At 47.6% G+C, this 22,131-nt stretch carries 20 protein-coding genes; 6 read left to right on the top strand and 14 right to left on the bottom strand.

Annotated elements, in window-relative coordinates; translation table 11 throughout:
* Window positions 1-13 precede the first annotated feature (13 nt).
* The 10 genes from V5J35_RS23600 to V5J35_RS23555 form a co-directional block, all read right to left on the bottom strand.
* Complete coding sequence (locus V5J35_RS23600; RefSeq protein WP_354009470.1) at window positions 14-1,186, bottom strand: cation:proton antiporter; 1,173 nt, start codon at window positions 1,184-1,186, stop codon at window positions 14-16.
* Window positions 1,187-1,432: 246 nt separating this feature from the next.
* A complete protein-coding gene (locus V5J35_RS23595; RefSeq protein ID WP_354009469.1) occupies window positions 1,433-1,951 on the bottom strand; it encodes a PLC family EF-hand domain-containing protein in 519 nt (172 codons plus the stop codon).
* A gap of 177 nt (window positions 1,952-2,128) precedes the next feature.
* Window positions 2,129-2,629, bottom strand: a complete 501-nt coding sequence (locus V5J35_RS23590; protein ID WP_354009468.1) for a DUF934 domain-containing protein — start codon at window positions 2,627-2,629, stop codon at window positions 2,129-2,131.
* On the bottom strand, window positions 2,610-4,268 hold the full coding sequence (locus V5J35_RS23585; RefSeq protein ID WP_354009467.1) for a nitrite/sulfite reductase: 1,659 nt from the start codon (window positions 4,266-4,268) through the stop codon (window positions 2,610-2,612). The genes V5J35_RS23590 and V5J35_RS23585 overlap by 20 nt, the downstream gene beginning before the upstream one ends.
* 412 nt (window positions 4,269-4,680) lie before the next feature.
* Window positions 4,681-4,914, bottom strand: a complete 234-nt coding sequence (locus V5J35_RS23580; RefSeq protein ID WP_354009466.1) for a DUF2970 domain-containing protein — start codon at window positions 4,912-4,914, stop codon at window positions 4,681-4,683.
* Between the two features lie 91 nt (window positions 4,915-5,005).
* Window positions 5,006-5,365, bottom strand: a complete 360-nt coding sequence (locus tag V5J35_RS23575) for a hypothetical protein (protein ID WP_354009465.1) — start codon at window positions 5,363-5,365, stop codon at window positions 5,006-5,008.
* Between the two features lie 112 nt (window positions 5,366-5,477).
* Window positions 5,478-5,861: a S10 family serine carboxypeptidase-like protein gene (locus V5J35_RS23570; RefSeq protein ID WP_354016523.1), complete on the bottom strand. Its 384-nt coding sequence runs from the start codon at window positions 5,859-5,861 to the stop codon at window positions 5,478-5,480.
* A complete protein-coding gene (locus V5J35_RS23565; protein WP_354016522.1) occupies window positions 5,836-6,927 on the bottom strand; it encodes a S10 family serine carboxypeptidase-like protein in 1,092 nt (363 codons plus the stop codon). The genes V5J35_RS23570 and V5J35_RS23565 overlap by 26 nt, the downstream gene beginning before the upstream one ends.
* 182 nt (window positions 6,928-7,109) lie before the next feature.
* On the bottom strand, window positions 7,110-8,834 hold the full coding sequence (locus V5J35_RS23560; protein ID WP_354009463.1) for a hypothetical protein: 1,725 nt from the start codon (window positions 8,832-8,834) through the stop codon (window positions 7,110-7,112).
* A 207-nt stretch (window positions 8,835-9,041) separates the two neighbouring features.
* Window positions 9,042-11,003: a cation:proton antiporter domain-containing protein gene (locus V5J35_RS23555; protein ID WP_354009462.1), complete on the bottom strand. Its 1,962-nt coding sequence runs from the start codon at window positions 11,001-11,003 to the stop codon at window positions 9,042-9,044.
* Between the two features lie 148 nt (window positions 11,004-11,151).
* Between V5J35_RS23555 and V5J35_RS23550 the strand changes: the two genes are divergently transcribed.
* A complete protein-coding gene (locus V5J35_RS23550; RefSeq protein WP_354009461.1) occupies window positions 11,152-11,406 on the top strand; it encodes a glutaredoxin family protein in 255 nt (84 codons plus the stop codon).
* 87 nt (window positions 11,407-11,493) lie between these two features.
* A complete protein-coding gene (locus V5J35_RS23545; RefSeq protein WP_354009460.1) occupies window positions 11,494-12,363 on the top strand; it encodes a cation diffusion facilitator family transporter in 870 nt (289 codons plus the stop codon).
* Here the strand turns inward: V5J35_RS23545 and V5J35_RS23540 are convergent.
* Entirely contained in the window at window positions 12,341-13,132 is a 792-nt protein-coding gene (locus V5J35_RS23540; RefSeq protein WP_354011342.1) for a TatD family hydrolase, read from the bottom strand. The two genes, V5J35_RS23545 and V5J35_RS23540, sit on opposite strands and share 23 nt — an antisense overlap.
* 144 nt (window positions 13,133-13,276) lie before the next feature.
* Here V5J35_RS23540 and V5J35_RS23535 point away from each other — a divergent pair, with 144 nt between their 5' ends.
* On the top strand, window positions 13,277-14,113 hold the full coding sequence (locus tag V5J35_RS23535; protein ID WP_354009459.1) for an MOSC domain-containing protein: 837 nt from the start codon (window positions 13,277-13,279) through the stop codon (window positions 14,111-14,113).
* Window positions 14,114-14,299: 186 nt separating this feature from the next.
* The gene (locus tag V5J35_RS23530; protein ID WP_354009458.1) at window positions 14,300-15,934 is read left to right on the top strand and encodes a hypothetical protein; all 1,635 of its coding nucleotides are present in this window, start codon (window positions 14,300-14,302) and stop codon (window positions 15,932-15,934) included.
* A gap of 111 nt (window positions 15,935-16,045) precedes the next feature.
* On the opposite strand, the gene V5J35_RS23525 is transcribed toward V5J35_RS23530, so the two are convergent.
* Window positions 16,046-16,324 (bottom strand): hypothetical protein, encoded by a 279-nt coding sequence (locus tag V5J35_RS23525; RefSeq protein ID WP_354009457.1) that lies wholly within the window; start codon window positions 16,322-16,324, stop codon window positions 16,046-16,048.
* Between the two features lie 24 nt (window positions 16,325-16,348).
* Window positions 16,349-17,167, bottom strand: coding sequence for an exodeoxyribonuclease III (xthA, locus tag V5J35_RS23520; protein ID WP_354009456.1), 819 nt, complete (start codon window positions 17,165-17,167; stop codon window positions 16,349-16,351).
* Between the two features lie 457 nt (window positions 17,168-17,624).
* On the opposite strand from xthA, the gene V5J35_RS23515 reads away from it, so the two are divergent.
* Window positions 17,625-18,221 (top strand): hypothetical protein, encoded by a 597-nt coding sequence (locus tag V5J35_RS23515; protein WP_354009455.1) that lies wholly within the window; start codon window positions 17,625-17,627, stop codon window positions 18,219-18,221.
* Window positions 18,222-18,323: 102 nt separating this feature from the next.
* On the opposite strand, the gene V5J35_RS23510 is transcribed toward V5J35_RS23515, so the two are convergent.
* Entirely contained in the window at window positions 18,324-20,717 is a 2,394-nt protein-coding gene (locus V5J35_RS23510) for a hypothetical protein (RefSeq protein WP_354009454.1), read from the bottom strand.
* Window positions 20,718-20,979: 262 nt separating this feature from the next.
* Here V5J35_RS23510 and V5J35_RS23505 point away from each other — a divergent pair, with 262 nt between their 5' ends.
* Window positions 20,980-22,128, top strand: coding sequence for an efflux RND transporter periplasmic adaptor subunit (locus V5J35_RS23505; protein ID WP_354009453.1), 1,149 nt, complete (start codon window positions 20,980-20,982; stop codon window positions 22,126-22,128).
* Window positions 22,129-22,131 lie beyond the last annotated feature (3 nt).

The raw sequence follows: 22,131 nt of genomic DNA, 5'->3' as shown, positions 1-22,131 counted from the left end.
GTCCAGCCCTTCTTCAGTCTCTTCTCAACTTTTCATTGATCGCTATGGGCGACTCAAACCGGAACACAACGACATAAGAAGATAAGATCAACGTCATGATGGCAGTAGCCTGGATAACATGAGAAGCTATTTCCCCCAGTAGCAGTTGTCCTGTAGCCAGCACAGCAATCAGGATCGAAAATTCACTGGTTTGACCCAGTCGGAAGCCCACTTCCCAGGCCGTGGATTTCTTTTCACTGACCCGCTTGAGAAGCAGGCCGAAGACCCCCGGTTTCATCAGCATGCAGACAACACTCATCGCCAGTGCGGGGATAAACACATCAGGCAGAAGGCTCAGATTGAAGCTCGCACCGATGGAGAAAAAGAACAGGACCAGAAAGAAGTCCCGCAGCGGTTTCAGGTTAATGGCAATGTATTGAGCAATAGGGCTGGTTGCAATACTGATTCCCGCAATAAATGCTCCAATTTCATAAGAGAGATTAAGGGCATGAGCCAGTTCTGCAAAACCAAGACACCAGCCAATCGCCAACAAAAACAGGTATTCGTGAAAGCGGTCAAACTTTGCCATCAAAGGTAACAGCAGCAGCTTCACTGCAAGAAATGCTGAAACAATCAGAAGGGGCAGGGCTGCCAGTGCCATTAAAATATCGAGTCGGCTGTTACTGAATCCACCATCAAAGTTATAAAGCAGCAGTAACACCAGAATCGCCATTAAGTCCTGCAACAGTAACAGGCTGACCAGCAGCTCACCGGTATGTTTATGGTGTAGCACAGTGGTGGGTAACAGTTTGATACCAATAATGGTGCTGGAAAACATCATGGTGGCACCACAGATAATCGCTTCTGTCTGATTAAAGCCAAACAGACATCCCATAAAATACCCGGCGGCAGCAAAAAGCACCGAACTGATCAAGCCAACGGTGGCGGTCTTTTTCAATAAGTGTCCGAGATGGCTCGGTTGCATATCCAGTCCCAGCAGGAACAGCAGAAAGATAATGCCAACATGAGCGATATCATTCAGCAGGCCTGTATCGGTAACCAGTTTGGCACCATATGGGCCAAAAACTGCACCGAGCACGATGTAAGCAACAATCAGTGGCTGCCGTGTGAACAACGCAGCCGAGGCAAGGACAGCAGCCCCACTGAAAATCAGAAAAAAGGAAAAGAGCAGAGAACCACTTTCCATCTATACTTGCCCACAAAAATTTTGATCAAACGGTTACTTAAACAAGCAGTGTCGGATAAATGACCGCTACGAGTAAGCCGAAATAATTTGCAGTATACACGTAGGTGGACATACGTGAGATAAAAATCATCTTTGTAACATCTTTATCGGCAATTAATGGATACTTGTTGCAGAAGATATGGGTTGCAGAAGGCTTGGCTAGTTATGTCCGCATCCAACCTTGCACTCTATGACGGTTGTGATGAGTCAGGCTAGCACCTTTACGGCTGCAAACTGATCTTCATCTTCACACTCAAGAAGGAAGTGCTCCACGAGTTCCGCAAAAGACAACTCACTGAGTCCGTCATCAGGATCAAATAAATAATACCGGTCATTTTCAAGAACCTGCAAGCCAACAGCATGAAGCCCTCCGCTGGAAACAGACAGAGACAGGTAATACAGTCCGGGTCGGTGGCAGACATAGGAAAACAAGTCAATAAAGTCTTTGGTGCCAATCTCTTCACCAGTTTGCAAACCTACGGCATGTAATTTGTAGGCGATATACACCGAAGCATTTCTCTGGTCGTATAGTGCAGGAGCCAGATTCGTCAGTGTTTGCTGTAATGCTGTAGCTTCTGCCAGATCGGGCGGGGTCATCAACGGTTGTCCCTGTACACGTTGTTGCAGCCACAGGCATACCGCTCCTGCGCAGGCCCCCCTTGAGGGGCTTGCATCCAGTTCAAGAACTACCTGATCTTCTGTTCGATAGTTGTACAGTTTCCCCATGATATTTCCGCCTCATACAACAGTAGCGCAACTTGAGACAAGCCCGGAGGTGGGGACCAATATCGACTCTGGCAATGGCTCAGTAAACGCCATTACCAGATAGAGAGAGTTTAGAGGGAGTTAATTTTCGTTGCTTGAGTATTGAGCATAGTAGCCAGTAGTGAGTTTCAGAAACCTTTAAAGACCCTTCCGGATACGATGCAACGGCTTCTGTGAATCACTGCCTTGCTGGTAGCTGAACCGGAAGGTGTTAAGCGCTTTCACAGCGGCATCCGGATTCTGCCCGGGTTTCAATACAAAGCTGCTGAAACCACAGCGCTTCATAAAAAACAGCTGATCCACCAGCACATCACCGACAGCCCTGATTTCTTTACGGTAATTCAAATGGTCTCGCAGGGTTCTGGCATGGGAATACCCCCGACCATCTAGAAAGCTGGGAAATTCGATGGCTATCCCGTCGAGCTCACTTAAATCCGCTTCTATTTCTGCTAACTCGTCATCCGGTAATATATGCAGCAGCTTTCGTGGACGTAGAGGACGGATGTCTTCTTTGTGTGACTGCCAGAGAGCTTGTGGTACCAGAATGTCCTGAACATCGTCAGCTATCACCAGATCTGGCTGCCACACAATGCTGTTATCAGGGTAAAACTCGCCATCTTTAAGCAGCTTTCTGTCCATACACCTTCTCCTTAAAGGGTTCCAGCCCCAGCCTCAGGCTGGTATCAATAAAACGTTCACCGTCATATCTCTGTTCAAGATAAACGGACATAAGCTGCCTGATGACATCAGGTACTTTTTCCCGTTTGAATGAAGGGCCTATGATTTTACCCAGGGTGGCTGTTCTGGTAGCGGAACCTCCTATCTGGATCTGGTAGTACTCTTCACCTTTGCGATCAACCCCCAGAATACCAATGTGTCCGACATGGTGATGGGCGCAGGCATTCATACAGCCAGATATATTCAAATCGAGTTCACCGATATCATGCAGGTAATCCAGGTCTTCAAAATATCGCTGAATTTCTTCCGCCAGAGGAATAGAGCGGGCATTGGCTAAAGCACAGTAATCGCCACCCGGACAACAGATAACGTCTGTCAGCAAACCTCGATTGGGGGTTGCCAGCCCAATACGGTCCAGTGCCTGCCAGAGTTCAGGGAGCTTCGTTTGAGGAACATCAGCAAAAATCAGGTTCTGCTCATGGCTGACACGCAGTTCACCAAAACTAAACCGGTCGGCAAGGTCGGCAATGTCATCCAGCTGTTCGGCAGAAACATCGCCAGGGGCGTCAGCAGTGGCTTTGAGTGTTAACGTTACAGCGCTGTAACCCGTCTGCTGGTGTGCCGAGACATTTTGTTTCAGCCAGCGCTGGAATCCGGGTGAACCCTGCAGGGCAAGGTCATTAAAATCGAGATCAGCCAGTGCTTCATAGTCAGGTCTGGTAAAGTGTCTGGCAATTCGTTCAATCTCACTCAGACTCAGTGGCTGACTTATCTTTTTGATCCGGTCCCACTCTTGTTCAACTTCACGGGCAAACACTTCTGGCGTCATCGCTTTAACAAGAATCTTGATTCGAGCCTTGTATTTATTATCACGCCTGCCATAGCGGTTATAGATTCGCAGAGCCGCATCCAGATAATTGAGCAGCTGTTCTGGTTCAAGGTCTTCCTTAATCAAAGCACCAATGACCGGCGTACGTCCCAGCCCGCCACCAGCGAGAATATTAATTCTAACTTTACCCTGATGGTCTTTTCTCAGATGCACGCCTATGTCATGTACCAGCGTAGCTGCACGATCTTCGTCAGCACCACAAACGGCAATTTTGAACTTTCTGGGCAAGAATGCGAACTCCGGATGGAAAGTTGACCACTGTCGGATAAGTTCACACCATGGACGAGGATCAACCACTTCATCGGCTGCGATTCCGGCAAAATGGTCCGTTGTGGTATTGCGTATGCAGGCACCACTGGTCTGGATTGCATGCATTTGAACAGTAGCCAGCTCAGCAAGAATATCAGGCACTTCCTCAAGCCTGGGCCAGTTCAGCTGGACATTCTGCCGGGTCGTGAAATGCACATAACCTTTGTCATAGCGACGGGAAATGTCAGACAGTTTTCGTACCTGCCGGGTACTGAGCAACCCATAGGGGATAGCAATCCGCATCATGGGAGCAAAGCGCTGAATATACAGGCCGTTCTGTAATCTCAGTGGCAGGAATTCATCTTCAGTGATTTCACCGGCGAGATAGCGACGGGTCTGATCCCGGAACTGATCGACTCGCTCATCCACTATACGCTGGTCGTAGTCGTCGTATATATACATGATGTTATTTTTTTAATTCTGATGCAGTACTCAGAGTTCAGTAGCCAGAGTTCAGTAGCCAGAGAGTATGCTGCGGGAGAGGCTACCTTATCAGTTTTCCTGAAGAAGTAATAAAAACATTTATTTATATAACTATATTTAAACGGCTATAACTGTGTAGTGGTGCGCAACCTTCGCTCTGAACTAGCGCCCTGAGCTATTGACCTGAACTATTGACCTGAGCTATCACTCTGAACGATTGCATCTGCTGTTGCTTCGTTTGTTGAGATAGGCTAGCTTGAATGGATAAAACATAATCGGGAGCAGAAATTATGGCGAGTCATAAAACAATGAAAGACAGTACCGTTGACGCCATCGCGGCGGTTGCCATTATTATGGTCGTAGTGGTCACAGCGATTTTCTGGGTCAGCCATCAGTAACCTGATACACCCAGCACAAGGTTTACGACAACCACCAGCGCTGTGATAAACAACAGAGTTCCTACAATACCGGCAATAATGAAGTCAGCCGGTCTTCCTTTTTGAAAATCCCTGTCCCGGTTTTTTTTGCTCTGCACTCCGAAGGCTGATGCAAGGGCACTTTGCAGGATGGCTCTGAAGCCAGTTCCTTCCGGTAGTGTATTTTTCGACACAGTTTTTTTAGACATGAGTTAAACACCTGGTCTGATCAGGATACTCTTCAGGTCACTCTTCAGCTTACTCCCCTGCCCACTATCGTCGGATATTTCAATGTCAGATTCAATCATTGCTGCTACGCAGTTTTTGCAGCATGTAGATGACGATCACGGCAATCGTGCTGCCAGACAACTCATTAGGATTCTCGCTTTCTTGCTGAGGTGAGCACTCCATTCTGTGCAGTTCGGTTCCAGTGCCTGGAACAGGAACCATGCTACATTCTTCGCTGAGAGCAAATGTCTGGACATAAGGAGAGGGATAGCTGTACTGGTGATGGCTATGACTCAGGTAGTTCATATCAATAAGTGGTTCAATCGTCTTGCTGACGATAAATTTGAACAGACTGGCACAAGCCAGCAACTTTAACTCAATGACTGCCTGAGCCGTTCGTACAATCAGCCCTCTTCTTAAGCTGTCCTTCATATATGGATAGGCACCAAAGTTATGCACAATCTCTATTGTTCGGGTAAGACCAAGAAGTAGGGCAACACTGGTACCGTATCAGCTGGCTACAGGCCAGTCATTGGGAGCACTGTTAAATGCTTGGCTCTACCCCTATAAAGTCATTCAGCATCTTAAGAGCTGCTTCGGGTTCATCCATGGGTAGTAAGTGCCCTGCGCCATAGACCACAACTTCTGATAATGTGGCTTTGCCAAGCGACGAGCCCTTAGGAAAAGTCCGGAACTCACCCTGATGGACTGAATTGATCATCCATGGCTCATAGTCATAAAAGAATGACTTGCCTGCGGGCCAGTACATTTTATGCATTTTATTCAGCCATTGGTTGGTTCCGGCAGGGCCGCAGCAGCCATCTCTCTCACCTTCATAAATCAGAATTCTGACTGAATCACTTTTTAAGATGTCAGCGATGAACTTAATCGTGGAGTTCATTTCACCTGTTTTTAAAGCTGCTGCCAATTTTATTGTTTACTATCGTCCAGGGAGGGGTTGACGTGGATACATGCAATGCTTCTCGCACCGATTCCGTATTCAGATATTTGTAAATGTCGTCGTACCGGTACTTATGGACAAGGTTAAGGTTGTATTCATTTTTACCGGTCATGGCAACCAGCTGGTTGATGACGGCATCACACAGGTCAGCGACAGAGGCGGGAACGGACTGAGTGCCATTCATATAAGCGGGCGTATTATATTTGGCGAGCTGAGTGGTGCATCGATCTTCAACCTGTTTTAATTGATCCCGACCGGGTTCTGTTACGAGTCCCTGAAAATAAGCAAAGTCTGCCATACCTTTTGTCTGGAACTCCGGGTCAATCCATCCGTCACCAATTCCCAGTCCTTTTAAATTCAAATGAATAGCGTTATTGACAGTGCGACGTTTCTTGTCGAGGCTGATGTGGGCATTGGCATCAATGATGTATTTGCCCAGGTGGGGAATATAGTGACCAGCAAATGATTCACCAAAGATATAGAGCGGATTTTTCTGGAACTGGGGCAGCACAGTGAAGATTTGCTGCAATGCCGTATAGAGCTGTTTGGTGGATTCGGTTTCATTGGTGGGCTGGCAGCTATCTGGTTTAGCTGAGAATGAAAGCCCTGTGCCTGCGGGCTGGTCAATGACCAGATAATGAGCATTCTTATTCCAGCTGGCCTCACGGGCTTTTACGGCCAGCCCTCCCGTGTCGCTGTTTTCCAGCATGATTGGCCCGTTTTCCGTGAACAGCCCGATCATGCTGGATGCGCCCGGACCACCATTCAGCCAGACGACGACCGGATCAGTGGGTAAGGATTGTGATTCAAAAAACCAGAAGAATATATAGTTGCCGCAGTCACTGACTTTTACCTGACCAGCGTATTGCTTTGACATTATCTGGCTCAGACCCGGCAAACCGATCACTTCTCCGGGGGTTGGGATTTTAATGGGAGGAGGGGTTGGTAATGGTGCAGCTCTTAACGGTGTTATCCAGACGACGCTGGCAGCCCAGAAACAAAACGACAGAAGGCAGTGACACAGTGTTTTCATAAGAAACAGTACTCAGAGATAGCTTTAACCGAGCACAGAGTATAGTTGTGTCTGACGGGAAGGATTTTTTTTTACTGGTGGCAGACGGCCTTAATTTTCCGGAAGCTGCTGTGCTTAGCAGCTTCCGGAAAAACACGATAAAGCTTCAGGCTATTTTTAAAGAACTATTAATAAAGGAACTATTAATAGCAGTTGTGGTTCATCTGATAGGACTCTGTTGTTTGACCAACAGCATTCGTCATTATGCATCTATTGAGTATGGGTATTTTGTAGTTGCCATTGTCCAGGTCAGATTGCAGATTCAGTTGTTTGTTGTCTTTGTCTGACAACACGTGGGACGGGTAGCTCAGGCTATACAGTGTCTGGTAAGCAATATCATAGGCTAACTCAGGGGCAATGATTGCAAACGGAATCGAGTGAGACATGACGATCTGTGTACCATCCAGTATCAGTGAAAGGTGAGCCCCATTTCTGGCGTTCATCGCAACAGGGTTATTTGGTAAAGCACGGTTGATGGCATAAAAAACCGAGAATGACAGGGTGCCAGCTCCCATTTTTAAAAGGTCTTTGGCCATTGGGCTCTCAACATATGATTCTGCGGCAATCTTGGCAGCATCCGTCAGGTGCATGCCGTCTGATTCGTGAATATTATCGATAAAGACACCGGAAAAGTCTCCAGTCACCCACTTGTCACTATTCAGGCCAAGCCACGCAGCCGTGAGACTGATACTGGATACGACAGCCAGACACAAAGGGTCTCGATATTTCATAGCGTTTTCGCCCAGATCAAGCTCTTTTACCAGCTTCTTACAGGTGCTAACTAACAGACCTTTGGTAGTATAAGCTGTTGTGACCGTCGCTGCGTGGGGAATTTGCTCGCGCGCATATCGTGAAGCCTTTTGGCTGGCTGTCATTTCGGGGTACTTATAGTCTGCCTTTTTAAGCTCTTCAAGATAAGTCGTGGCTACTTTGTCAGTTACGGATTTTAGCTGGGCAGCTTTAATGCCATCTGTTACCTTCTTGCTCGTCAAGCCTGTCAGCGCGCCCAGGCTGATTAATGCACCCAGGGTTGCTGCCGCTGAACCCTGAGCAAAGGCTTCACAGCTATCTTGCTCATAACCAACATCGAGACATTTTTTTTCAGTCAGATTTATCAGGGATTTTGTTAATTGTCCGGTAATCGCGACTGACTTTGTAAATTTTGATAGAGTTTCGCTGAAAGTGAGGGCTTCAATATCCGGAATTTTATGATTTAAAAAGGTTTCCAGGCCCATATCAACGGCCATCATGGTCAGGCCACCAGCCAGCCTGCCCCGTGCGTTGGGTTGGGTAACAGGGGAGGTAGAAGTACCAATGGCAGTTGATGGGCTTGTTCCGTATAAACGGGAAAATTCAAGGCTTGCATCTTCACCAAGGTTGAATGCAGCGCCAATTGTGGAAGATACTGCAAGCATCTCAAGTTGATTCAGGCTTAACAGGCTTACTGTCTGAAACAGGCCATACAAGTGGAAGCTGAATCCAAAAGGAACTACTTTCTTGAGATAATGAAACCAGACCTGATTGTTGTAGTAATCGTAGTTAGCATTGTATTTGTCAAGATAGTAATTGAGTTCTGGCTGTTCCGGTGGGGTGGGAATAGCTGGGGTTTTATAGTTATCCTGATATTTATGCCTGCCATCATAAGTGTATTTAAAACTCAGAATTCCTGAATCAACAAATTCACTTTTATCGACGCAATCAAAAAAGCTCTGTGTGGATTTTGACGGATCAGCATGAGTTTGTAACTGGCATGTCTGTGCATAGACAGGTTGAGCACAAAAGAGCAGTACGGCAATTAGCAGAATAAACAGGAACAAAAAACCATAACTGATATATCGTAAACTATACGGAACCGATCGAGTAATCATTATTTCTATACCGCCGAACAGGTTAATTGTTTGTTGTGTGCAAGCGTCCTGACTCTTTTGTTCTTCCGACACGTAGAGATGTAGTATAGAAAGGGTTTTAAAACTCTGATGTAGAAATTAATTCTCGAATTCGATCGGTTAGATAAAAATACATGAAAAACAAACAGTTAGCAGAAAATAAAAATTTCCTGCTAACTCGATAAAGTGCTAAATAAGATTCTTTTCGCTCTGTTTCAGGCTTGCCATGGGACCTGCCAGAATAACAATATCATCCGCTGCCATTCGGGTAACCTGACCAGGCTCATAAGTAATTCCGCCGCGTTTGACCCCCATAACTGATACATCGTCCTCAACAGGCAGATCGGCAGGACGCAACCCTTCGCAGGGCGACCCTTTGCAAAGGGTGACTGCATGACGAACTGGCACATCATCCGTTTCGGCCTGTATATCGGTTACTCCGGGGTAGTAACCACTGAGAATATCGTACTGCTGCTCACGGGCTTGATGAATTTTATGCCTGACAACGTCTCTGTCCATGCCCAGCATCAGGAATACCTGCTTCACAATCAGCAGGCTGGATTCCAGCACCTCGGGCACAACCGCAGTTGCCCCCGCCTGCTTCAGCTCATCACATTGCGACAGGTCACGGGTTCGAACCAGAATAGGCAGATGGCGGTACTCCGAGCGGATGGTTTTAACCACAGACAGGGCATTATCGGTATTGTCAATGCAGATAATGATTTGTCTGGCACGGTCCAGGCCTGCGGCCTCAAGGAGCTCAAGCCTGCGGCAGTCTCCATAAAACACGGGTTCCCCAGCCAGACCGGCTTCATGGACATGCAGGGCATCATCATCAAGCGCCACATAGAGCAGATTTTCCCGGGACAGGAAACGACTGATGGTCTGACCAACACGACCATAACCACAAATTAGCGTATGGCCTGATATATGAGCTGTCTGTTGCTTGATATCAACACTGTGTTGAGAGTCGACACTGGTCTCGGCTTCCCTGAAAAAAAGTTCCACTATTTTTGAACTGTTACGAATCAGCAGTGGTGCCACCAGCATGGAGAGAATGGTGGCAGACAATACCAGCGAGGCTTTTTCACCGCCGGTCTCACCATACTGGGTGGCCAGGGCGATCAGAGCAAAACAGAATTCTCCCCCCTGGCACAAAACCAGACCGGTTTTCAGGGCTATGCGCCGGTCTTCTCCAAAGGTTCTGGCAAGCACTGAAATGACGGACAGCTTGAAAACCAGCAGGGCAGCGGTAGCCGCTAATATAACGGGCCAGTGATCCCTGAGAATATTCAGGTCCAGCATCAGGCCGACTGAGACAAAAAACAGTCCGAGCAGAATATCCCTGAAAGGTCGGATATCAGCTTCCACCTGATGCTTATAATTTGAATCACCCAGCATCATGCCAGCGATAAAACCACCGAGTGCCATGGACAGACCCAGCATGTGTGTCAACCAGGCCGCCATCAGGGCCGTCATCAACGCGACCAGAACAAACAGCTCATCTGAACGAGCCCTGGCAATTTCATTAAAGATAACCGGTAATACCCATTTTCCGGCAGCCAGCATAACGGCTACGAACAGGGCGCCTTTTAGCAGGGCGATGCTGATGGCTGGCAGAACCGCCTGACCGCCCGCTCCGGCAATGGCTGGTACCAGAATCAGGAACAGAACGGCAGCAATATCCTGAAACAGTAATACGCCAATGCTTAACTGTCCCTGACGGGCGCGAATTTCATTACTCTGGGTCAGCTCTTTGGAAACGATGGCCGTTGAAGAGAGTGCCAGCGCCGCAGCTATGATCAGGCTCTCCCTGACGGGTACTCCCAGCATATTAAGGATGCCAAAAATACCAGAGGCACACAGCAGCACCTGCAAGCCTCCCAGCCCGAATACTTCCTGTTTCATGGTTTTCATGCGGCTGATGGAAAATTCCAGCCCGAGGGTAAACAGCAGGAAGACGACACCGATTTCTGCCAGCAGGCTGATATCGAAATCTGTATGGATCAATCCGGTTGCGGTAGGCCCCAGAACAATGCCGACACTCAGATAACCAAGGCTTTCCGGAAGGTTAAAGCGATGAAACAGTGATATGGCGCAGACAGACAGTCCCAGTATCATCATTAACTGGTTAAAAAACGTAAAGTCCATGCAGGAGGCATCCCGAAATATCTATTAATTTTTTACTATGAAAATGCAATTTCCGCCACCGATGATGGTAAAGACCACATTTTTTCGCCCATGGCTGTTTTATCGGTACAATTGCACCTTAGTTTGATAGATGTGCCAGGTTTGTTACGTGAATATACTCTATTTATACACCACTTCCGGTTGCCATTTGTGTGAAGAAGCAGAAAAATTGCTGAATACGCTGCAAGAGTCTGAACGGACTCAGTGGCAGCCGGTTGAAATCAGTGACAGCGATGAACTGATTGACCGTTATGGCATTCGTATTCCCGTTGTGAAAGAGCAGGGCAGTGACCGGGAAATCGGCTGGCCATTTACCCTTGAGGAGTTGCGTTGCTGGGTAAGAAAGGGTTTTATTATTAGTTAGCGTTGTAAACAGGCTGTATAACCGTTCATAAAAGCTTCATTAACAGCCATGAACGAATAAAAATGATTAGTCAGGGACGCTATTGCCATGGATCTGGCGCTACGTAGTCGATTGATGACTTATGCAAGCATTGCTTCTGTAGCGACGGCTGTTTTGCTGATTGTTGTCAAGATCATTGCCTGGACTATGACGGGTTCACTCAGTCTCCTCGCCACACTGGTCGACTCGGTGATGGATGCCTTTGCGTCACTCATCACCCTCGTTGCGGTTCGAATTTCCCTGACACCTGCCGACGATGAACATCGCTTTGGTCACGGCAAAGCAGAATACCTGTCGGTGTTGATGCAGGCGGCCTTTATTTCCGGCTCAGCGATTGTGCTGTTTTTACAGGCCATTAAACGACTGGTATCAGACAATACACCGCTGGTAAATGAAAACATTGGCATAGCCGTGATGGTGATCTCTATTTCAGCCACTACCGCATTATTGATATTTCAGCGTTATGTCGTCCGATGTACCGGTTCGACTGCCATTGCAGCCGATGCCATGCACTATAAGGTTGACCTTCTGACCAACACTGCGGTTATTGTTGCTTTGGTGACATCGGCTTATGGTTACTCTTCCATGGACAGCTTCCTGACCATTGCCATTGCTGTTTATATGCTGACCGGTGTTGTACGGCTGGTGTGGGAAGCGATACAACACCTGATGGACCATTCCCTGCCGGTGGAGCAGTTACAGGAAATTGAACGTCGATGTCTGTCCGTGGAGGGGGTGATCAGTGTCCATGAAATCCGCACCCGTGTATCCGGACAGATTCCCTTTATTCAGATGCATCTGGATCTGAGCGGTGATCTGACACTCAGGGAAGCCCATGAAATCGGTTATCAGGCAAAACAGTCTGTGCTGGAATGGCTGCCAGACGCCGACATTATTATTCACCTTGATCCAGATTAAAGAAGGCTCTGGCTGTGTTGCTGGTTTCTTTGACCACCTGCTCAGGGGTTTTACCGGTATGCTCTGCAATTGTTCTGGCGATCCAGGGCAGGAAGGCAGGTTCATTACGGCGATTTTTAGGTTTTTTATCCATGGTTCTTGGCAACAGCCAGGGCGAGTCGGTTTCGATCATCAGCCGGTTTTGAGGAATATCTTTCAGCAACGGATGTAAATGTGTTCCCCGTCGTTCATCGCAGACCCAGCCAGTGATGCCAATGTGCAAATCCAGGTCCAGATAACGGTACAGTGCCTCTTTGTCGGCAGTAAAGCAGTGAACCAGCAGCCCGCTGAGATCATCCCGAACTTCCCGGACAATGTCGTAAAATCGCTGAGATGCGTCCCGTTCATGGCAGAAGGCAGGCATATTATGCTGTATAGCCAGTTCCAGCTGCTGTTCAAAGACACTTTCCTGGATAGGACGGGGAGAAAAATCACGGTTAAAGTCCAGCCCCATCTCTCCGGCAGCCACGACTTTATCTTCCTGAAACAGATCGGAAAGCTCTTTAAAACTGGCCTCTGTGGCATCCTTCGCACTGTGCGGGTGAATCCCTGCTGTTGAATAGCAGTGGGGGGCAAATTCCTGTGCCATCTGCACTGCTGCTACCGATTCTTCAATGTCGGTGCCGGTGAGAATCAGTGTGTTGACCCCCGCTTCAATGGCTCGTTCAACAACCGCTTCACGGTCACGGTTAAACTGTTTATCGGTCAGGTTAACACCAATATCAATCATCAAACTGGTTTACCAAAGGTTTATAAGTTTCTGTAAGGTAAGAATATTATGGTATTCTGCGATGGCTAACCAAATGGTGCAAGCGACCTTCAGGCAAGCGGCACTAAGAAACCTTTACCAGGAACATTTCTGTAAGGAACAAGCGTGACCTCTGATCAACACTCTCTTTTTGTCACAGAGCTGGCTATCTACCCGGTCAAATCGACTCGCAGGCTCACGGTGCAACAGGCAAACGTAGTCACTACCGGTTTTGCTCATGACCGCCGCTGGATGCTGGTTGACCCGGAAGGGAAGTTTATTACCCAGCGTCAGCATCCGAAAATGGTTCATATCGTTGCACAACCCGATGATCAGGGCATGGTTGTTAACGCACCGGGGATGGAAGATATACGTGTTTTACAACCCCTTTTGCAAGAGCCCGTTTTGAAAGAAGAGCCACGCCAACGTTTCGAAGTAACAGTCTGGAAGGATGTATGTGCTGCACTGGATGCCGGTGATCAGGCTGCACAGTGGTTCAGTGAGTATATGGGGTTTAGCTGTCGTCTGGTCTATATGGATGAAGGGTGCCAGCGTCCCGTCGATCAGCGTTATGCCCTGACCAGTGACCTGACCAGTTTTTCTGATGGCTTTCCGTTTCTTCTGACTTCAGAAGCTTCGCTGGCAGACCTGAATGGACGGCTTGAACAACCTGTACCGATGGATCGCTTTCGCCCCAATATTGTTATTAATGGTCTGGAAGCGTTTGCGGAGGACGACTGGCAGCGTATTCGTATAGGCTCTGTCGAATTCAGGGTATCCAAGGCCTGCACCCGCTGCATCATGACAACCATTGATACCCAAACAGGAATAAAGGGCAAAGAACCCCTTCAGACACTGGCTAACTATCGGAGAGGGGAAAAGGGCGTACTGTTTGGTATGAACCTTAATCACGACAATGAAGGTGTTATATCGGTGGGTGATCCGGTAGAAATTCTGGGCTGATTTTCATGGGTGCTTTGCAGGCTACATATGTGACAGAACATTAAAAATGAGAGACAGGTCAAACTATCACTGTGTTTTCCTGAACCTGATGTACAGGTATTAAGGTGTATTCTGAAGAATTATGAAACTATTCCGGCCATATCAAGTCCATACGTCATACGGAAAACAATAAGGGACGATAGATTAATGGCTTATGGATACTCACCCACTCCGGGAACTAACAACAATTCATCAATAAACAGGGCTTCCCCATCGGAGTCTTCTGAGCCTGAGGAAACCGAGCCAACCAGCGCCTCACGTTTTCACCACCGATCAGTGGCAGACAACTTCGACAGTGACGAATACCAGCCTTATCTGGACAGGGGTCAACACAACACCCCTGCTGCTGCTCCAGTTCTCTACAACTCCCTTATGGCTGACCCTTCAGAGCGTATTCAGTCACTGTCAGGCACCATGGCCAAACAATATCTGAAAGCAACCAGACTGATTGGCGGATTTAGAAACGTCAATGACCTCTCCGATGCAGGGATTTATTTTTCCCCAAATAAGAGAAAGCTGATCTGTCATTCCTGTGGTGGAATCATGGAGCCCCGTTTCGCCAATGGGGAACGCAGCGTCCTGAAAGTGCATGCACAGATTTATCCAAAATGCGGATATATGGCATGGAGAAAAAAGGCAGAGTATCTCAGACAAATTCAGGATGAGCTGCCTGACAGTAAAAGGAGCATGGTGGCTGAGCCACTGGCCGGTTATCCAAACCTGTACCTCACCCCCATGACAGACGAGGAAATACATCAGGAAAGCACTGCGTTCACCGAAGAGTTTACTCGTTCCTATGAGCAGAGTAATACCAGACACCAGCGGCGGCGTCGTAACCGTCATTTTGGGGGTGTTGAAATTAACAACTGCATGAGTTCTCTCATTGATACATTACGACCACAGGACTTCAGGGCCTTCGATACACTCACTCGAAAGATCAGAGCAGCCAGTCATCAGGGAGCAAATCTGGGGAAACTCTGGCTGGAAATACTGCAGAACCTCACTTCCTATCCGGAAACTCAAATTAAAGCGGTTGGTGTTGAAATTGCCACGATGATCAATTGCATACAGAGACAGGACTGCCAGGATCATACAGCAGAAACCCTTGACCAGATTAAAACCCGAATGCTTTTACTGGAGTTGAAGCGAACAGTCGCTTCTGAAGAAGGCAATGTGTCGGTATCGAAGCTATTTTGCCAATTGAAATTGTTGTTCAATGAAGACATGGTGTACCGGGTGCTGGCAGATACCGTTGGTCGCAATGGAATACCTCTGATTGAAAGCGCCGAGTCCACGGAAATCAGGGCAACGGTTAAAAATGAGCTGTCAACGATCTGCAATTTCCCGGAAAACTCCATTGTGCAGTGTCACAGAGCAATCGGTCAGCAGCCTCCGGAGATCATGAATTCTCTCAGAACCCAGTTCATCAGTGGTGTTGCAAACAAAAAGGCTTTTACTGAGTTCTTACTGAACCAGATCAGAAATGACAAAGAATTTCTGAATTTTATGATCGAACATGATGAAACGCTTGCTCAGCGAACCGCAGAAATAAAGAGTTCGACGGAGCTGATGATGGAAAATCTGGAGTACTATTCGAACGAGTCCAACGAGTCCAGCCAACTTCAGGAGCAAACGGTTCGGAGAGCTGCAGATGATATTGCCGACCATCGAAAGCAATGGCTTGATAAGTCTCTTGAACAGTCTGTCACCAAAAGGGTAAACGAATTGTGGGATAACATCATCAATGAAACAACGCCCTTCTGCTGGGCTGACTATCAGTAGCCTGATCCAGTCCAGCAGCCTCCCGAATTTCTTTAATCAACACACAGGTGGACATTCCTGCAAAGCAGCACAGCATGGTCTTTTGCATAGTGGTGATCAGGTGGTAACCCATTACCACTCAAGGTTAAAATTCCGAAAATGTCCGACCAGTTCTTTAAACTGATTCAGGCAATCCGCTGCCGATTCGACCGTTAAAACCGAGGAACGACTTTCTGCCTCATAGCTCACCAGCTTAATCAGGCCATCGGTTTGTCGCACATCACCCGGTTGGAAAGGCACAAAAAGGCTTTGCCAGAGGGATTCCAGCTGACTTAACCAGCCAGAGTCCAGCAAGGCCCCCAACTGAGCAAACTCAGAAGGTGTCTGTTGTTTCTGATTGACCAGAGACAACGCTAATAGCCTGCAGAGCACCGTTCAAAAATCGAAATCCACCCATAGCGGTGCATGATCTGAAGGCTTCTCCATACTGCGGATATCGTAATCAATGCCTGTACTCAGGCATTTTTGCATCATGGACTCTGTGGCCAGTATGCCGTCAATCCTCAGTCCACGCTTTGGCTCACGTTCGAAGCCACGGCTTCGGTAATCAAACCAGCTGTAGAGTTCGTCCGCCGCTTCCGGAGGAATCTCCCGGTAACAATCCTGCAGCCCCCAGCTTAATAAGGTTTGAAACCATTCCCGTTCTTCCGGAAGAAAGCTGCATTTGCCAGTTCGCAGCCATCGTTTGGCGTTGTCCGCACCTATGCCAATATCATCATCAGTGGGTGAAATGTTGAAATCCCCCAGCACAACCACATTGGAACCCGGTTTACAGGATGTTTTCAGGGTCGTCATCAGATCCTGGTAAAACTGCTTCTTGGCTGGAAATTTGACGGGGTGTTCCCGGCTTTCACCTTGTGGGAAGTAGCCATTGATCACGGTATAAAGGTTGCCGCCGGATGTTTCGTAGTCAGCAATAATCATTCGCCGCTGGGCATCTTCGGCATCCGAAAGGTAACCTTTCTGTACTTGCACAGGCTTGCGTTTGCTCATCAGGCCAACACCATAATGAGTCTTCTGACCAAAATACTCTATGTGATAACCAAGGGATTCAATGGCTTCGACTGGAAAATTTTCATCGGCGACTTTAATTTCCTGCAGGCCAATCACTTCAGGTTCGTGCTTCTGAATCAGGGCTTCCAGTTGATGAAGCCGGGCACGAATACCATTGACATTAAATGTGATGATCTTCATTCCAGGTCTGTCTCTTTTTGTGGTCGCTGGAGGGGCATCATACCCAACCCGGCTGTGGGAGGAAACCGGTAGTAAACTTTCCAGACAAAAGGCCGTACACAGCGCATAGAGACAGTTAATTTTCCGGGGGATAAGTCTGTCAGGGGCTGGTTAATGAAAGTTGATGTCTTACATAAAACGATGGAATTCCAAACGGCTATCTGTTTTATTTCAGGATTTTTTCTATTGATATCATATAATAGGTAGGGTCAAGCTCTCAGTTTAAGTACATCGCATGTTTAGATCCCGCAGTTCCTCTAACTTATCCCGCTCCAGCTTCAGGTCCAGTTTCAGATCCAGGTCATCCACATTAGATCGAAGGAACCAACCAATTAGCCGGAGACAGTACAATCAGTTTGAGACTTCCAAAACCTATGGACTTGATATTGAAAAACACGCAGGGCTAGGTATTTCATTGATGTGGATAAAATTTAATTTAGACTTTAGAGATAATGAGGCGTCCATACTGTCAGCTATAAACTCTTTATTTGCTTTGGAGCAAGCCAATGAAATCGATGAAGAAGTTATTCAACGCATTAACCCAACCTTCGGGCTGAGTGATCCGAATTTTAAGCTGAAGAATCCAACATTCACTGCTCCTATCTATAATATTGATATATTATTTGCCTGCATAAATAAATCATGTAATACACGAGCTATGGGTTTCCACTTTAACAGGCCGGATACAAGTGACCTGATAGAAATAAACGACATAGTTAGTATTTTAAGAAAAGATTATGAATTTATGGGGATTTTACTCAGGTTGGGCCCAATATCGGCAACCTCAGGTACAATAGCTGTTTGTAAAAAAGGCGAGATATTTAAGTTTTTTACCCATCAATTTGGTGAAACGTCAGTCAGTTCAGATCTTTTGAATGAATTTTTTGAGGACTTATCCAGAAGAGCGGCGATGATGAATTATAAACATGCCTGTTTATTTGAGGTTAACGCCTTAAGCCCGAAATTTTCTAGCAGGAGAACAGCTTCTGCTTCTGGTAGTGGAGGTACTCGCTAGTGACTGATTCTATCAATCCAAATTAACTTTCCGGGCATCGTGCTTGTGTCCGTCTTTGTGACTTTGGCGCAGCTTACTGGCAGGAGTAGTGAGGCCCGAAGCTTATAGTTGCATTCCCGAAAAATTTGCGTTTATCAGCTCGAACTCAGGATCAGCCAGTTCTTTCAGATGATAAAACGCTCTGTAGCGATCCGTCAGTTTTTGATGATGTGACCAGCTGTATTGACCACCCGATGTATAAGCGGACAGGTTGGAATAAAGGTGTCCTCTTGAAGAACAGATGCCCCGTATTCTTTTGCGATACTCGGAGTTTTGTTGCCAGTCAGGATGACTGGCGTAGGTGCTGACAATAAGCTCCCTCAATTCATCCGGATTGTTACCGATGCTTCTGGGTGTCTGAAAGTAACAGGCTTCTGTGCGGCTAAGCCACTGCTCTGCCAGTTTTGCCATATCGGTTCGCTTACTGACGGTTTCTCCATCCAGAGCGTATAAATTGGGGAAGGGTGACTCCATCTGGCGAATATAAAACCACGCGGCTTCTTCACAGATTCGGCCATAAACAGGCTGCCCCCGTGTGTTGTTTAACCAGCGGCTGATCGTCTTCGCTTCCAGCTTCAGGTCGCAGTTGTCGCGGGCCAGGTGAATGTCTCTTTGAAAGATGGATACTTCCCGATGCCCATCCGGCAACCACCCGCCTTCCGGATGAAACGATTTTCTAGCCTTAGGTTCTTTTTCTGAACTGATGGGGGCAGAAACTTCTGGTACAGCCGACGTTGAAGGCTGCTCTGGCTGACTGACTTCCGTGACGTTTGCTGTCTGCTTCCGGCCCATCTCATGGGTAGTAGCCTCAGGGACAGGAAGCTGACTTGAACCTTCAACCGCCTCAGAATGTGACTCTTTACTCTTTTCAGTCTTTTGCGCTGGTCGAGTATCTTTTGTCCTTTTACCTTTGCCCTTGCCTTTTTTACCCTTTCCTTTCGAGGTGTTTTTTTTTCGGGCTCCGGTTTGTCCGGTGGCCCCGGTTCCCACCAGCCATTCATTTTCGTCTGTAGTACTTGAGGTTGTCTTGCTAAAGACAGCTGCCTGCCGGGCCAGAGAATAACTTTCATACTGGTGCATGACCATTTTCCGATGCCCTGATGGCAATGGGTTACTCAATAATTCAGCCAGGCACTCCAGGGCTTTGTCGTAGTGGCCGAAACTGGCGAATATTTTCGCAGCATCCATATAAACCAGTTTGAAATTTTCACGTCTGCCAATCCTGCGCAGAATACTGGCGCATTGTAGCGGGTTGGCTTCACGCTGGATGAACCTCTGCCTGGTATGCCAGGCGAGAATCAGGCCGGAAATATCTCTTTGATAGCTGCTAAGCTCAGAATCTCTTTCTGCGGCTTTAGTGTCTTCAACTCCATATAAGGATTTCAACTGGCCTTCTATCCTGAGAAGTCTTTGTTTATCTTTTTCTTCGTCGATCTGCTCGAGACTCTTTACTTCTTCCATCACCTGAGTGAACATTTTGTCTCTTGTTTCAAGCACTGATTGTCTTAAACACGAAGCAAGGGACTTCTGAAGCTTTTCCGGAAAACCACCGGGATTTCCGGGCCAGTAATCTTTATCACTCAGATTAAAGAGGCAGGCAAAAATCCAGAGTGCCTGATGGTATTCCGTTCGGTTGTGTGGGCGATCCAGTTCTATGACGGCCTCAACATCATCCGGGCTAAGCACAAAAGCAGAGAGTACCAGACCGTGAAGCTTGTCAGTTGCCTCTAGGGACGCCAGCAGATCGATAATCAAGCCTGGTGAAATGGGACCGCCCGGTTTAAGAGCCAGTTTTGTCATCAACCAGATCGATGGCATAAAGTGTGACTTTTTTGCCAGCTCACAAAAAAAAGTCAGCTTATCTTCATCCTCAAAAGCAGTGGGATTAAAGTTGTACTCATGATTCAGATTAAGAAGTTCAATAAAATCGGGTAGTACATCAGCGTAGTTATCCAGCAAACGATTCGTTAGCTCCATCAACCCTCTGCGATCATTAAGCTTCAGCTTTGTCATGGCGGCAGACAGTAACAGGGTGCAACCTATGTTTGCAGACTTGGTCTGTTCCAGTTTTTGAAAACTAGTCAGATTTATATCAATATTCCCCAGAGCAAGCTCAGACTGGTAAAAATGTATAATGCTCAACCTTTCTATAAACGCCTGCTGAGTTTCCCCCTTAGCTGGCTTTTCGTTTTTATATAAATAAAGAGCCCCCATCAGCTTCAGCTGCAGCTCTAATCTGGACAATGATGTATCGAATGAAACTTTACCTGATGCCCCTAAATGGCTGGAAGCCTTAGCCGGTCTGGCTGTCCGGTGCGAGACTTTAACGGCTCCTGAATCGGTTGTTGCTGAGGCTGCTGACTCCGGTAACTCTGGCTGCTTGCTGGTTTCACCAGAGTCTTCCGGATTCTTGCGATCAGAAGAAGAGGGTCGTGGTTGCCCTGCATCAGGAATCATAGTGTTGTCACTTGATGGTGGCTCTTTTTATAAATTCGACCAAAACCGGAACAGCCTGAACAGTTGTAAAGAGTTTATAAGTCTCCTCGTTCAGGTACAGAAACTGTAAGAGTGCTGGCGAAACCGTTTGAAGTGCAGATAACCTGTTAGACATCAAAAAATCAAAATACTGCTGGTTCCCACCTTGTCGCAAGGGATGAAGTCGGGTAGTGTGCCTGCAGATAATAACAAAAACGCAGTAACATGGACTGTAATCAACATCATGTTCAATACAAACCTTCCCGGTAAATCCTGGCTGGCAGCGGTTTCTACAGCCATCATTTTAGGGGTGTATCTGCTGACGGCTGATATCACCAATATTAATGATCCCAATAAGAACCAGACACCCACGGATTCCAGTCAGGCTTCCACTGCTGAAGCTTCTATTACTGAAGCTTCTATTACTGAAGATAGCCTGCCCACGGTAAATGCCCGACCGTTTAACCAGGAACTGATCCCAAGGACTTTGGCATTATATGGCCGAACCGGGCCAGACCGGATTATTACCGTCAGTTCCGAACTGGCTGCACGCATTGTTGGCGTAAAGGCTGAACGGGGTGCTATGGTCAGGGCTGGGGAGACTCTGATAACTCTGCGGGAAGGAAACCTCCGGGCTGAACTGAAGTCCGCCAGGGCTCAGGTGAAAAAAGCCAGACTGGATCTGGACTCAGCCCTGGCTCTGCAAAAGAAAAACCTGATTGCCGACAACCAGCTGCCCCAACTGGAACTGGCAGTGGCTGAAGCGGAATCCCGACTGCAGCGACTGCAGATAGATCTGGATAACACCCGCATTGAGGCACCTGTCACGGGTATTCTTCATCATCGAATGGTTGAGCTGGGTGACTTTATTGACCGTGGCAACCCCGTCGCAGAAATTCTTGATCTGGACCCGCTGATTGTGTCCGTTGATGTGACTCAGGAACTTATCGAGTCCCTGATAGCTGGAGACAAAGCAGAAATCCGATTGCTGGGTAAACGTTCAGCCACAGCGACAGTCCGTTACATCTCACGCAAAGCCAATGACGCAACGCGTACATTTAATGTCGAACTGGCTATCGCCAATCCCGATATGAAGCTCCCTGCCGGTCTCAGTGTTGAGGCCGACCTGGTAATGGGGCAGGTCAGGGCGGTAGAACTCAGTCCGGCATTACTGAGCCTTGATGAGAGTGGGGTGCCGGGCATTAAGTGGGTAGATCGCAATAATATTGTGCAGTTCACGCCTGCCGAGATTGTAAAAACCGGTAGCAACAGTCTCTGGCTCAGCGGCATTCCTGCCAATGTCCGCATCATTACCCGTGGGCAGGGTTTTGTAAAAGAGGGCAGTCGTGTGAAAGTGGCTGCCAGTGATGCGACCCTGGTCGCCGGGGAGTAACAT

This window comes from Endozoicomonas sp. NE40, assembly GCF_040549045.1.
GTDB classification, from domain to species: Bacteria; Pseudomonadota; Gammaproteobacteria; order Pseudomonadales; family Endozoicomonadaceae; genus Endozoicomonas_A; species Endozoicomonas_A lisbonensis.
This window is presented reverse-complemented; position numbering and strand designations above follow the sequence as displayed.

Bases quoted from the DNA above. Each gene is read 5' to 3' on its own strand.
- V5J35_RS23600 (WP_354009470.1), bottom strand. From the start codon at position 1,186: ATGGAAAGTGGTTCTCTGCTCTTTTCCTTTTTTCTGATTTTCAGTGGG.
- V5J35_RS23595 (WP_354009469.1), bottom strand. From the start codon at position 1,951: ATGGGGAAACTGTACAACTATCGAACAGAAGATCAGGTAGTTCTTGAA.
- V5J35_RS23590 (WP_354009468.1), bottom strand. From the start codon at position 2,629: ATGGACAGAAAGCTGCTTAAAGATGGCGAGTTTTACCCTGATAACAGC.
- V5J35_RS23585 (WP_354009467.1), bottom strand. From the start codon at position 4,268: ATGTATATATACGACGACTACGACCAGCGTATAGTGGATGAGCGAGTC.
- V5J35_RS23580 (WP_354009466.1), bottom strand. From the start codon at position 4,914: ATGTCTAAAAAAACTGTGTCGAAAAATACACTACCGGAAGGAACTGGC.
- V5J35_RS23575 (WP_354009465.1), bottom strand. From the start codon at position 5,365: ATGAAGGACAGCTTAAGAAGAGGGCTGATTGTACGAACGGCTCAGGCA.
- V5J35_RS23565 (WP_354016522.1), bottom strand. From the start codon at position 6,927: ATGAAAACACTGTGTCACTGCCTTCTGTCGTTTTGTTTCTGGGCTGCC.
- V5J35_RS23560 (WP_354009463.1), bottom strand. From the start codon at position 8,834: ATGATTACTCGATCGGTTCCGTATAGTTTACGATATATCAGTTATGGT.
- V5J35_RS23555 (WP_354009462.1), bottom strand. From the start codon at position 11,003: ATGGACTTTACGTTTTTTAACCAGTTAATGATGATACTGGGACTGTCT.
- V5J35_RS23545 (WP_354009460.1), top strand. From the start codon at position 11,494: ATGGATCTGGCGCTACGTAGTCGATTGATGACTTATGCAAGCATTGCT.
- V5J35_RS23540 (WP_354011342.1), bottom strand. From the start codon at position 13,132: ATGATTGATATTGGTGTTAACCTGACCGATAAACAGTTTAACCGTGAC.
- V5J35_RS23530 (WP_354009458.1), top strand. From the start codon at position 14,300: ATGGCTTATGGATACTCACCCACTCCGGGAACTAACAACAATTCATCA.
- xthA (WP_354009456.1), bottom strand. From the start codon at position 17,167: ATGAAGATCATCACATTTAATGTCAATGGTATTCGTGCCCGGCTTCAT.
- V5J35_RS23515 (WP_354009455.1), top strand. From the start codon at position 17,625: ATGTGGATAAAATTTAATTTAGACTTTAGAGATAATGAGGCGTCCATA.
- V5J35_RS23510 (WP_354009454.1), bottom strand. From the start codon at position 20,717: ATGATTCCTGATGCAGGGCAACCACGACCCTCTTCTTCTGATCGCAAG.
- V5J35_RS23505 (WP_354009453.1), top strand. From the start codon at position 20,980: ATGTTCAATACAAACCTTCCCGGTAAATCCTGGCTGGCAGCGGTTTCT.